This is a genomic window from Coprococcus sp. TF11-13, from assembly GCF_003481085.1.
Taxonomy (GTDB): domain Bacteria; phylum Bacillota; class Clostridia; order Lachnospirales; family Lachnospiraceae; genus Coprococcus; species Coprococcus aceti.
On sequence record NZ_QUKK01000001.1, the window covers coordinates 853,664 to 865,604 of the forward strand.

13 protein-coding genes are annotated in these 11,941 nt (G+C 44.6%); all 13 read right to left on the bottom strand.

The annotated features are described in order from the left end of the window. Positions 1-79: 79 nt before the first annotated feature. The gene (gene hisF / locus DXD11_RS03770) at positions 80-841 is read right to left on the bottom strand and encodes an imidazole glycerol phosphate synthase subunit HisF (protein ID WP_004851206.1); all 762 of its coding nucleotides are present in this window, start codon (positions 839-841) and stop codon (positions 80-82) included. A gap of 3 nt (positions 842-844) precedes the next feature. Beyond that, on the bottom strand, positions 845-1,456 hold the full coding sequence (hisH, locus tag DXD11_RS03775) for an imidazole glycerol phosphate synthase subunit HisH (protein WP_117874253.1): 612 nt from the start codon (positions 1,454-1,456) through the stop codon (positions 845-847). 69 nt (positions 1,457-1,525) lie between these two features. Next, positions 1,526-1,789: a Txe/YoeB family addiction module toxin gene (locus DXD11_RS03780; protein WP_117874254.1), complete on the bottom strand. Its 264-nt coding sequence runs from the start codon at positions 1,787-1,789 to the stop codon at positions 1,526-1,528. Further along, positions 1,782-2,048: a type II toxin-antitoxin system Phd/YefM family antitoxin gene (locus DXD11_RS03785; RefSeq protein ID WP_117549034.1), complete on the bottom strand. Its 267-nt coding sequence runs from the start codon at positions 2,046-2,048 to the stop codon at positions 1,782-1,784. The genes DXD11_RS03780 and DXD11_RS03785 overlap by 8 nt, the downstream gene beginning before the upstream one ends. A gap of 130 nt (positions 2,049-2,178) precedes the next feature. Further along, positions 2,179-4,455 (bottom strand): DNA gyrase/topoisomerase IV subunit A, encoded by a 2,277-nt coding sequence (locus DXD11_RS03790; RefSeq protein WP_117549035.1) that lies wholly within the window; start codon positions 4,453-4,455, stop codon positions 2,179-2,181. Between the two features lie 63 nt (positions 4,456-4,518). Then, positions 4,519-6,420, bottom strand: coding sequence for a DNA gyrase/topoisomerase IV subunit B (locus DXD11_RS03795; protein WP_055273466.1), 1,902 nt, complete (start codon positions 6,418-6,420; stop codon positions 4,519-4,521). A 101-nt stretch (positions 6,421-6,521) separates the two neighbouring features. Beyond that, positions 6,522-8,132, bottom strand: coding sequence for a sensor histidine kinase (locus DXD11_RS03800; protein ID WP_117874255.1), 1,611 nt, complete (start codon positions 8,130-8,132; stop codon positions 6,522-6,524). After that, on the bottom strand, positions 8,132-8,809 hold the full coding sequence (locus tag DXD11_RS03805; protein WP_055273468.1) for a response regulator transcription factor: 678 nt from the start codon (positions 8,807-8,809) through the stop codon (positions 8,132-8,134). Before DXD11_RS03805 ends, DXD11_RS03800 begins: the two co-directional genes overlap by 1 nt. A 165-nt stretch (positions 8,810-8,974) precedes the next feature. After that, the gene (locus tag DXD11_RS03810; protein WP_022216568.1) at positions 8,975-9,619 is read right to left on the bottom strand and encodes a hypothetical protein; all 645 of its coding nucleotides are present in this window, start codon (positions 9,617-9,619) and stop codon (positions 8,975-8,977) included. A gap of 137 nt (positions 9,620-9,756) precedes the next feature. Beyond that, a complete protein-coding gene (gene trmD / locus DXD11_RS03815) occupies positions 9,757-10,482 on the bottom strand; it encodes a tRNA (guanosine(37)-N1)-methyltransferase TrmD (protein WP_015534852.1) in 726 nt (241 codons plus the stop codon). Positions 10,483-10,531: 49 nt separating this feature from the next. After that, positions 10,532-11,074, bottom strand: coding sequence for a ribosome maturation factor RimM (gene rimM, locus DXD11_RS03820; RefSeq protein WP_118757789.1), 543 nt, complete (start codon positions 11,072-11,074; stop codon positions 10,532-10,534). 280 nt (positions 11,075-11,354) lie between these two features. Then, on the bottom strand, positions 11,355-11,582 hold the full coding sequence (locus DXD11_RS03825) for a KH domain-containing protein (protein ID WP_004851223.1): 228 nt from the start codon (positions 11,580-11,582) through the stop codon (positions 11,355-11,357). Between the two features lie 102 nt (positions 11,583-11,684). Then, positions 11,685-11,930 carry a 30S ribosomal protein S16 gene (gene rpsP / locus DXD11_RS03830; protein WP_004851225.1) on the bottom strand — a complete coding sequence of 82 codons (246 nt, stop codon included), beginning with the start codon at positions 11,928-11,930 and terminating at the stop codon, positions 11,685-11,687. Between the last annotated feature and the right edge of the window lie 11 nt (positions 11,931-11,941).

Below are 11,941 nucleotides of genomic sequence, written 5' to 3' on the forward strand. Positions count from 1 at the left end.
ATAGTTATGTATCCTTTTTTATGAAAATCATGTTCCTAGAGAAAATCTTCCAAGCTAAATACACTAAAGGAATTTCTCTCTACAGTCTCATAGGAATTCCCTTGTCCTGAAGGTATCTCTTCAGATCTCCTATCTCAAGTTCTTTATAGTGGAACAGAGATGCCGCAAGTGCTGCGTCCGCACCGCCCTCTGTCAGGGCATCGTAGAAATGATCCTTTGTTCCCGCACCGCCTGAAGCTATAACCGGTATGTTCACGTTGTCTGCTATGGTTCTGGTGAGTTCTATGTCATATCCCGCCTTTGTACCATCGCAGTCCATGCTGGTAAGTAATATCTCTCCTGCGCCAAGTTCTGCGGCCTTCATAGCCCACTCAACCGCATCTATTCCGCAGTCGATACGTCCGCCGTGCTTGTATATGTTCCAGCCTGAACCATCATCACGTCTCTTGGCATCTATTGCAAGAACTACGCACTGGCTGCCAAACTTGTCAGCGGCATCAGCTATAAGCGTCGGATTGTCTATGGCTGCCGAGTTTACGGAAATCTTATCTGCACCCTCACGGAGTATTGCCTTAAAATCATCGACAGTTCTTATTCCACCGCCGACTGTGAACGGAATGAAGATTGTCTCAGCAACTCTTCTTACCATGTCGACAACTATATTTCTCTGGTCTGATGAAGCTGTTATGTCAAGGAAAACAAGCTCATCAGCGCCCGCCTTGTCATACGCTGCACCGACGGCAACCGGATCCCCGGCATCTATAAGATTTACGAAATTTACGCCCTTTACAACTCGTCCGTTCTTCACATCAAGACAAGGTATTATTCTCTTTGTATGCATGTCCTACACCTCCAGCTCTATAAAATTCTTCAGTATCTTAAGTCCAACCTCTGAGCTCTTCTCAGGATGGAACTGACATGCAAATACATTGCCGTGCTCCACAGATGCATGAATCTGTGTTGAATAGAATGTGGACGCTGCCACATCCTCAGGATTCTTTGCCTTCAGATAATATGAATGAACAAAATAGACATATGGATTCTCAGGAAGTCCCTTGAAAAGTCTTGCTTTAGGATTTATCTCAAGATTGTTCCATCCAATCTGTGGTATCTTAAGTCCCGGTGCATCCGGTATGCGGAGTATCTCACCGTCAAGAATTCCAAGTCCTGTTGCCTCCGGCGACTCCTCGCTGGTCTTGAACAGAAGCTGAAGTCCAAGACATATCCCAAGAAACGGCTTGCCTGCATCCACAACATCATAGATGACATTCTCAAGGCCGTACTCCCTGATCTTTCCCATAGCGTCCCCAAAGCTTCCAACTCCAGGTAAGACAACCTTGTCACTCGCCATGATCACATCTCTGTCCCTTGTGATGACAGCCTCCTCGCCGAGATACTGGACTGCCTTCTCAACACTCTTTATGTTACCTGCATCGTAATCCAAAATTGAAATCATCTGTCTCTGTCCTTTCAAGTCTAACATCTTTTGATCTATATTATATCTCTTCTCACTGGCACACAACTTCTATCTGTCACTGTAGTGATATCTACAAGCAAGAATATATACGTTATCATCATCTATCTTGTATATTATTCTGTCTTTATCATTTATTCGTCTACTCCAGAAGCCAGTCAGATTTCCAGTTAATGGTTCGGGTTTCCCAATGCCTTCATTTCCATTTCTGCATATATCTTCTATCAGACTATTTATTTTCTTTAGTGTCTTTCTATCCTCCGTCTGCCAATAGACATAGTCTTTCCATCCATTATCAGTAAAGACTTTATTCATCGGCAGATACCTCCGTCAGATCATGAACAGCAAAATTTCCTTTCTCAAGCTGGGTCTTTGACTCCATAAGCCAGTCATAGTTTGCTTTGTTTCCCATCACATATACATTTTCCATCAGATTGTTATATGCCTCTTCTGAAAGCATAACAACATTTTTATTATCCTTACGGGTTACAATCATGGTTTCATAATCATCTGTAACTTTATCCATATACTTTTTCATATTGTCGCGTAAGTTTGTATAATTAACAGCTAACATAAGAACACCTCCTCAAATTCATGTACAGTTTTCTGTACTTATATTGTACTGTACAGAAAACCGTACGTCAAGTACCTGTATTATCTTATGCCTATGTTATAATAGATATTCTGCTCTCGCATGTAATTCTTTAGAACCTCAGCTTGCTTCCCTTGCCGCCGCGCTTGCCCGGCTTAACTCTGGTAAAGATTATCTCGTTATCTCCAACCTTGAAGGTATCCTTTGTGCTTCCCACAAATACCGACTCAAGGACATCGTCACCCTCTAAGTTGATGAGCTTGACTCCCGCTGCGCCCTTGCCCTTCTCAGGAATCTCCGCTGCGTCAACTCTTATGTAATAGCCCTTCTCTGACTGTGCGATTATGAAGTCGCCCTCGGAGATTTTGCCGATATATATGATATCATCACCGACTTTTGAAGCATTTGCAGCACGCCTTGTGGTGTCAAATGCGGAGCCGTCAACAACCTTGGCAAGCCCCTGCTTACTGACGAACAGCAGCTTGTCAGTCACAAAATGCTCTATGCAGTCCATGAACAGGATATTCTCGTCACCATTCATGTTGCAGAACTCGAACACCTGGATTCCCTTGTCGGCAAGACGTCCTATGAGGCTTCCGCCACCCTTCTTGCTGGTGTTCTTCTTCGCCTGAAGCTTAATGATGTCTGCAACCTTGATCGTATACACTTGATTATTGTCAGCAAATACCGCTATCCTGTCAAGATTCTGACACTTAACAGCAAATCTGTAATCCTTCGTGATCTGGTCGATGTTCTTCTCGTATACATTTGCATCTACAACTTTGATGTAATAGAATCTGTCGAGAAGTACAGCCACATCTGTAGCCACGACCTCAGCCTTCTTCACAACAACAGTTCCATAGTTATGGATCTGAGTCCTTCTAGGTATGGCATACTTTGCCTTGATCTCAAGCATGTCATCTATCATCTGCTGCTTCATGGCATCCCTGGACTCCATAAGCCTTGTGTACTTCTTGATGAGCTTCTCAGCGTCTGCCAGCTCTTTCTTTAAGGCATTGATCTCCAGACCAATGAGCTTCTGAAGTCTCATGGCAAGTATTGCATCCGCCTGCTTCTCTGTGAAGCACAGGAACTTTGCGTCCGCCTCTGAGCCCTTGAATCTGAACTTGATATTCGATGTATCGCCGTGCATGAGGCACGCCTTTGCATCTGCAACCTTTGTACTTCCGCGGAGTATCTCTATGATCAGGTCTATGCAGTCAACCGCTGTGAGAAGTCCCATCTTGATCTCCCTGATCTCCTCCTGCTGTGCCAGAAGCTTTCTATACTTCGTGTCATACAGACCGTACTTGAAATCTGTGTATACCTTCAGTATCTTCTTGAGTCCCATGACCTCCGGCTTGCCGTTGTTGATGCAGTTGATATTCACGCCAAATGTATCCTCAAGGGCTGCCTTCTTATATAATATATTGATGATGTTCTGTATCTCCTCGTCAGAAGTTCCCTTCTTCACATCTATACACAGGCATTCACCGTTCTTGTCTCCTCTGTCCGCGATATCCACGACCGCTGGAAGCTCTCTGTTTCTGACAAGCTCTGCGACAGTATCAAGGAACTTGGCAGTGCCTCCGATCATTGTATATGGAAGCTCTGTGACACAGATACTCTTTCTTCCGTATCCGATATCCCTGACCTCTACCTTACCGCGCACCTTGATCTTGCCAAGTCCTGTGGCATACACATTATACAGCTCCTCAGGTGTTGCATTGATGATTCCACCTGTGGCAAAATCTGGTCCCGGCATGAGCGCAAGCAGATCCTCAAGCTGTATCTCAGGATCATTCAGATATGCAACTGTGGCATCTATGACCTCACCGAGATTGTGTGTAGGAATATTTGTCGCCATACCTACTGCTATACCGGTTGAACCGCTCACCAGGATATTTGGCACCTGGAAAGGCAGGAAAGTCGGCTCTGTCTCCGTTCCGTCAAAGTTTGGTATGAACTGATCCTTGAAGAACGGAAGATCCTTCATGCACACATCCTCTGTGTACTTAGATATACGCGCCTCAGTGTATCGCATGGCAGCCGCACCGGAACCGTCCACCGCGCCAAAGTTGCCGTGTGGGTCAACAAGTGGTATCGGCAGTTTCCAGTTCTGTGCCATATTTACAAGTCCTTCATATATGGAACTATCTCCGTGTGGGTGATATTTACCCATTGTATCTCCGACTATTCTCGCACATTTTCTGTGTGGCTTGTCGGAGCCTGCAAGACCATCCAGTGAGTAAAGTATCCTTCTCTGGACAGGCTTTAATCCATCCCTTACATCCGGGAGCGCTCTCTCTGTTATAACCGACATGGAATAATCCACATAGGACTGTCCCATCTCGCTCTCATAATCTACATTTAATATCTTTTCCGACATGATCTATCCCTTTCATCATACAAACTGTGAAAACACGCTGCTAAGCATTCCCAAATATCACTTTTATATATCTAGCACCGCATCCGCACTGTGTGTCTCTATGTACTCTCTTCTAGGCGCAACCTCAGTTCCCATGAGCGTCTGTGTGAGCTGATTTGCCTCAACACGGCTGTTCACTGATACCTGCTTTAAAAGTCTTGTCTCAGGGTTCATGGTCGTCTCATAGAGCTGGTCTGCATCCATCTCACCAAGACCCTTGTATCTCTGGATCGTGAACTTGTTCGTGTGTGTCTTTCTGTACTTTGCAAGCTCATCATCTGAGTACAGATATTTGATGTTCTTGCCCTCGCCAACCCTGTAGAGAGGTGGGATCGCTATGTATATATGTCCCTCGCTTATAAGGTCGGGATAGAATCTGTAGAAGAATGTCAGCAGAAGGGTCGCTATATGCGCACCATCCACATCGGCATCCGTCATGATGATTATCTTGTCATAGTTCAGCTTGCTTATGTCAAAATCATTGCCGTAGCCTTGCATGAAGCCACAGCCAAATGCATTGATGAGCGCTTTGATCTCGGCATTCTCAAGCACCTTTGCAACAGGCTTCTTCTCCACGTTGAGTATCTTACCTCTAAGTGGAAGTATTGCCTGATACTTTCTGTTTCTCGCGGTCTTGGCTGAGCCTCCCGCCGAATCTCCCTCGACTATGAATATCTCGCATTTAGACGAATCTGAGGACTCCTGCTTTGCAAGCTTGCCATTTCCCTCAAATGAAAACTTGTTTATATTGATCTTGGACTTCTCAAGCGCCTTTCTCTTGGAGAGAGCCACCGCCCTGTCCACTATATCCTTCAGCACATCATAATTTCTGTCAAAATAAACTGTGAGCTGTTCCTTCACGATATCGTCGACGGCCTTTGACACGTCCGTGTTGGAAAGCTTTGTCTTAGTCTGTCCCTCGAACTGAGGATCCGGATGCTTCACGGATATGATAGCCTGCATGCCAGATCTTATATCTGCACCTGTCAGATTGGAATCCTTCTCTTTCAGAGTTCCAAGCTCATTTCTCGCATAATTATTGATAAGCTTGGCAAATGCTGACTTGAATCCTGTCACATGGGTTCCACCTTCAGGATTCGTGATATTGTTGGTAAATCCTATGATATTCTCCTCGCCGTCCTCCGTCATCAGAAATACTATATCTGCGGCGATTCCGTCCTTCTCCCCCGATATGGCGACAACCGGTGATGTATGTGTGAGTCCCTGGGATATATCCTCAACAAATGCTGCAAGTCCCCCTGGCTGATGGAACACTATAGGCTCCTCGCCATCCCTCTTGTTCTGGAATGTGATCGTAAGATTCGGATTCAGATATGCTGTCTCTTTAATCCTCTGCTTGATGGCGTCCGCCTTGAACTTTACTGTCTCAAATATTGTATCATCAGGATAGAGTGTTACCGTCGTACCTGTTCTCTTTTCCTTGAGTTTTGTCTTTGGAAGCATACCATCAACAAGTTCAGTTGTCGGTATTCCCTTCTCGTATGTATCGTGATAGAGGTAGCCATCCCTGGCAACATCTACTATAAGCTTGTTAGACAGTGCATTTACAACTGCAGAACCTACTCCGTGAAGTCCGCCGCTTATCTTGTAGGTGGAGCTGTTAAACTTGCCACCTGCATGCAACACTGTGTATACAACACGCTCCGCAGGAATTCCCTCCTGCTCATGTATATCGACAGGAACGCCTCGTCCATCGTCAGACACGGTTGCCGAGCCATCCTCGTTGATGCTCACCCATATATTGTTGCAATACCCCGCCAGATGCTCATCCACCGAGTTGTCTATAAGCTCCTGTATTAGGTGGTTCAGTCCGCTTCGCCCTGTGTTGCCGATGTACATTCCCGGTCTCAGTCTTACCGGCTCAAGTCCCTTTAACACCTCAATGTTTTTTGCACTATATGACATAATCTTCTCCCATTTTATAAATATATTTGCAGATGCCAGAATCCAACAGAAAAAGGAAACCCTTAGAATTATAGCCTAAAAGTTTCCTCCTTGCAAAGTATTTATTGTTCTGACGTGTTATCTGCGCTATTCTCCGGTATCATTTCCGGTTCGCCATCATCCTGCTGTATAATATCAAGGTCGAAGTAGAATACCACTCCATTCTCCACATTGTAAACACCATAGTTCTTGTTGTGAGCCGCCATGGACGCCGCAACTATAGAAAGTCCAATACCGCTTCCACCATACTCTCTCGTCCTCGCCTTGTCCACCTTGTAGAACTTAATGAATACCTTATCAAGCTCATCGTCAGGAATGTTCGGTCCCTCATCATATACAAATACTCTCAAGTTGCCTGTGACGAGTCCATCCTCAGTCCTTCTCGGCTGATCATAGTCCTTATTCGCCGTCCACACTCTGACCTTGCCTCCATCGTTGCAGTAATGAAGTGCATTTGTAAAATAATTGGTGAATACCTGCTCTATCATGAACTCATCTGCATATACGTTGCACACATCATTCAGCTCATCCGCCAGCTCAACTTCCGCATGGTTCTGCTCCACCAGAATGGATGATGAATCCACTACATTCTTTATGAGTGCATCTATGTCAAATACCACAGGATGAACCCTGTCCACTCCAAATTCAAGCTCATTCAGATCAAGTAACTGTCTGACAAGCTTATTCATCTTGCCAGCTTCGTCCAGAATGACATCACAGTAAAACTCCTTGCTCTCATCATCCTCTATAACATTGTCCTTAAGGCCCTCGGCGTATCCCTGTATGAGAGCTATAGGAGTCTTGAGTTCATGGGACACATGGGACAGGAACTCCTTCCTCATCTCATCTATCTGTACCTTCTCATCAATATCCGTCTGCAGCTTAGCATTTGCCTGTTGAAGCTCTGTCAGCGTGTTCCTCAGCTGATATGACATCTCGTTCATACTGTCCGCTAGCTCACCAATCTCATCGTTGGATGCGTGATCCACCTTCACATCGAGATCAAGCTGTGCCATACGATTGGCAACCAACGCAAGATTCTTTATCGGCTTTGCAACCGCATTGCTGATAAAATAGATCACGGCAAATCCAAGTATCGCAACAACCGAGAATACAAAAAAGAAAAACTTTAGTGATATAATTATCGTTGAGTCTACGCTGGAGATTGGTTTTCTGATTACAACCACAAAACCATTGTCAAGAAATCCTACCACATCATAATAGCTGTTTCCGGTATTTTTATCATTTGTGATCTGTATATCATATTTATCTGTCTTTTCAATCTGCTTTCTCTTTATCTTCGGATTATCCGGATTTTTGCCACCACTGTAATTGAAGTAGTCCGCTATAAATGACAGGTTGTTATATACCGCAGCCTCCTCGTTCACCGTCGTGTACACATGCATATTCACGCTGTCGAAGATAAATATCATCGCACCTGACTGATTGATCACATCATTTGCCAGCTCTTTACTGTCTATATCCTCATCCCGACCGAACAGTTCATTGCAGGAATTGTACGTATCAAGCAGCATCTGTTCCATGCCGTGATAGAAATACTTCTTGATAAAAAGCATGGTTATGGCACACGACATGACAACCATAAATAGTATAGTCGCCGCAAGCGATAAAGTTATCTTTGTTCTGATAGAAGTTCTCTTTGATCCGGTCATCACTCCACCTCAAATTTATAGCCCATTCCCCATATGGTCTTGATATATTCGCCCTTATCGCCCATCTTGCTTCTGAGCTTCTTGACATGAGTATCTATGGTTCTGGCATCGCCAAAGTAATCATAATTCCACACATTGTTAAGTATCTTCTCTCTCGACAGTGCCACACCTTTATTCATGATAAAATACTGCAGCAGCTCGAACTCCTTGAAGCTGAGTTCAACAGGCTTGCCATCTATAGTCACCACATGAGCCGACAGATCCATCTCAATACCTCCGGCTACAAGCTTCTCATCTGAAGCGGCATCCGTTGTTCTTCTGAGTATCGCTGCAACTCTGGCAACAAGTATCTTGGGACTGAACGGCTTCGTTATGTACTCATCTACTCCCAGATCAAAGCCCTGGAGCTCATCGCGCTCATCTGCCTTCGCGGTAAGCATGATAACCGGAACCTGTGAGAACTTTCTTATCTCCTTAAGAGTCTCCCATCCGTCCATCTTAGGCATCATGACATCAAGTATTACAAGAGATATATTCTTGTCATTCATGAATATATCCAGGGCCTGTTCACCATCTCCGGCCTCAAGAACCATATACCCCTCTCTTGTGAGGAAGTCCTTGACAAGTTTCCTCATTCTGCTCTCATCATCAACCATAAGAACCTTTATTGAATCCATATCGTACCTCCACATATAGAATAATATCCAATTTATCTCAATATAACATTGATATTTGTAAAAAATGTGAACTGAGCATATTTTTTACAGTATACCACAGCCAAAAAGCAGTGAACACACTCATGTATCCACTGCTTTTCAAAATATTCTTCTATATCTTAAATACTACTGCGCTGCCTCTGTTGTCTCAACCTCATCTGTCATGGCCTCGCTTGGATCTATAGCCTCTGTGTTGGCCTCTGTTGTGCTTCCTGCCTCACTGGTTGCAGTTGTTGCTATCTCGCCGTTCAACGTTACATTCTCCTTCTGGGCAAGTGCATATACCGCGTCATTGTATGCTGTATACTTGCTCTGGGCATCTGAGAGAAGCTTCTGTGCCTCTGTCTGGATGTCCTTGTTCTTATCCTTAACAGCAGCCTCAACCTTCTGCATAGCCTCATACTGTGCATTCATGGCATCATAATACTGATCCTTGAGCGCCTTCACCTCGTCGGTCTTGACTTCTATAGCCTGTACGTCGTCAAGAAATGTCTTATAATTTGGAAGCAGATTGTCTGTCAAATCCTTGAGCAGAGCATCTGTATCAACAGCAGTTCCCTCAGCAAAATATGAGTTGAACTTCTTCATGATCTCCGCTTCCTCTGTATCCATCTTAGGGATATCTGTTCCAACAAACTTGATGAACTCATCCTTCACCTCTGATGCAGCCTCTGTGGTTGCCGTCGTCTCGTCTGCCTTCTTGTTTCCACATCCTGTAAATGAGAATGCCAGAACCATAGCCATCATAGTCATAAGTAATCTGCGTTTCATAATCTTTTGTCTCCTTGTTCTTCCTTGTTTTGTGTATGCCCTGCAGTCGCGTCTCCACAAGGTTATGGCAGAATTCGAATAACCTCGAATTCTGCCATCTCTTAGTATACCACCTTAAGACCACAGGTGGCAACCTGCTATTTTCTTCGTTTCTTTTTCTCCTTAGGAGGATTCTCGATCATATACTTCTCGTACATGTCCGGCCTGTGCTCCTTCGTCCTGGTGATAGACTGTTCAAGTCGCCACTCATTTATGAGCTTATGGTTGCCCGAAAGCAGTACATCCGGAACCTTCTTCCCCATGAATTCAGGAGGTCTGGTATACTGCGGATACTCAAGCAGATTGTTATAAAAAGTCTCTATCTCAGCACTGTCCTCGTTATTCAGAACCCCTGGGACAAGACGAGACACAGCATCCACGATAGCCATGGCTGGAAGTTCTCCGCCAGTCAGCACAAAATCGCCTATAGACATATAGTCATCGACTATCATCTCAAGAACCCTCTCATCTATTCCCTCGTAATGACCACACAGAAGAACTATGTCCTCCTTCTCCGAGAGCTCCTGTGCAATACCCTGATTGAAGGTTCTTCCCTGCGGAGTCATATATATGACCCATGGTTTTCTGCCAAGCTTCTCCACCAGTGCCGTGTATGCATCATACACAGGCTGCGCCTGCATGACCATGCCTGCGCCTCCCCCATATGGGTAATCATCCACATGATTGTGTTTATCCTGGGTGTAATCTCTTATATTTATAGCTTCTATATGAAGTTTTCCCGACTCTATGGCCCTTCCCGTGATACTCGTTGAAAGTCCATTCATAACCATCTCGGGGAAAAGTGTCAAAATATAAAAATTCATAGTCCGCTCCTAGTATATGTTCATCATCTCACCAAACGTCTGTATGCGATCAATCCTCGTCATCTGAATCATCTGCTTCTACCATCTCAAATGTTCTGACCTTGACCTTCTTATTCTCTGTGTCAACATCGAACACGAAATCCGGTACTACAGGTATAAGGATCTCGCTGCCATCATCCTTCTTAACGACAAATACATCATTTGCCGGAGTCTCCAGCACGTCGTCAAGGATTCCTATGTGCTCGTCATTCTGATCATATACATCAGCGTCAAGGACATCACAGATGAAGAACTCTCCATCCACGAGAGGAACTGCATCCTCCCTGTCAACAAGTATGTCATAGTTCTTAAAACGCTCTATATCATTTATGTTATCGTATTCTTTGAACTTAAGAATAACCATATTTTTCAAAAATTTGCAAGATGTACAATTAACCTCCAAAGTCTCTCTGCCATTTGACAGATAGCACTTCTTCAAGGTCTTGAAACGATCATTGTCATCTGTTGTCGGATATACCTTAACCTCGCCCTTTATACCATGGCTTGAGGTTATCACACCCACTCTGAGTCTGTCTTCTGTGTTATGTTCCATGCTCTCTCCTATATAAATATGGTAGCACGCTGAGGCGCGCGTACGTCATCAGGCCTACGCCTGTGACATATTAAGTGGTAGCGCGCTGAGGCGCGCGTAGGTCATCAGGCCTACGCCTGTGACATATTAAGTGGTAGCACGCTGAGGCGCGCGCAGGTCATCAGGCCTACGCCTGTGACATATAATATAAGGGGGAGTATAAACTCCCCCTCTTAACTCGGTAATAAAATCCTCTGTCATATGAAGATTAAGAAATACCACTTATCCTGCTTATGCAGTTCTACTTAATATCAACGACAACCTTCTTATCACCCTTTGAAGCAGCTGCCTTGACAACTGTACGGATGGATTTGGCGATTCTGCCCTGCTTGCCGATTACCTTACCCATGTCTTCTGGTGCGACAGTAAGGTCTATCTTTATTATGCCGTCTTCTTCAGTCTCGGTTACAGCTATCTGCTCAGGATGATCTACTAGGGACTTTGCAATGATTTCTACTAAATCTTTCATCTCTATACCTCCCAAATGGAACACCAGCCATGCAAAATCGACTTCGTCGATGGCTGGCGCTGCATATCAGCTTTTCATAGAAAAGCTGATACATCCGTAAAATTACTTCTCGATACCTGCCTGCTTTAATAACTTTGCAACTGACTCAGTTGGCTGTGCTCCTGTAGCTAACCACTTCTTAGCAGCCTCCTCGTCGATCTTTACTACAGATGGCTCCTGGTTAGGATCATATGTTCCGATCTCCTCGATGAATCTACCATCTCTTGGTGATCTTGAATCTGCTACGATCACTCTGTAGAAAGGATGCTTCTTATAACCCATTCTTCTTAATCTAATCTTTACTGCCATTGTTCTTGTTC

Coding starts and splice junctions, on each gene's coding strand:
- DXD11_RS03800 (WP_117874255.1), bottom strand. CDS start 8,132: ATGACCGGATCAAAGAGAACTTCTATCAGAACAAAGATAACTTTATCG.
- trmD (WP_015534852.1), bottom strand. CDS start 10,482: ATGAATTTTTATATTTTGACACTTTTCCCCGAGATGGTTATGAATGGA.
- DXD11_RS03825 (WP_004851223.1), bottom strand. CDS start 11,582: ATGAAAGATTTAGTAGAAATCATTGCAAAGTCCCTAGTAGATCATCCT.
- DXD11_RS03805 (WP_055273468.1), bottom strand. CDS start 8,809: ATGGATTCAATAAAGGTTCTTATGGTTGATGATGAGAGCAGAATGAGG.
- DXD11_RS03795 (WP_055273466.1), bottom strand. CDS start 6,420: ATGTCATATAGTGCAAAAAACATTGAGGTGTTAAAGGGACTTGAGCCG.
- DXD11_RS03790 (WP_117549035.1), bottom strand. CDS start 4,455: ATGTCGGAAAAGATATTAAATGTAGATTATGAGAGCGAGATGGGACAG.
- rimM (WP_118757789.1), bottom strand. CDS start 11,074: ATGGAACATAACACAGAAGACAGACTCAGAGTGGGTGTGATAACCTCA.
- DXD11_RS03780 (WP_117874254.1), bottom strand. CDS start 1,789: ATGAATAAAGTCTTTACTGATAATGGATGGAAAGACTATGTCTATTGG.
- DXD11_RS03785 (WP_117549034.1), bottom strand. CDS start 2,048: ATGTTAGCTGTTAATTATACAAACTTACGCGACAATATGAAAAAGTAT.
- DXD11_RS03810 (WP_022216568.1), bottom strand. CDS start 9,619: ATGAAACGCAGATTACTTATGACTATGATGGCTATGGTTCTGGCATTC.
- hisF (WP_004851206.1), bottom strand. CDS start 841: ATGCATACAAAGAGAATAATACCTTGTCTTGATGTGAAGAACGGACGA.
- rpsP (WP_004851225.1), bottom strand. CDS start 11,930: ATGGCAGTAAAGATTAGATTAAGAAGAATGGGTTATAAGAAGCATCCT.
- hisH (WP_117874253.1), bottom strand. CDS start 1,456: ATGATTTCAATTTTGGATTACGATGCAGGTAACATAAAGAGTGTTGAG.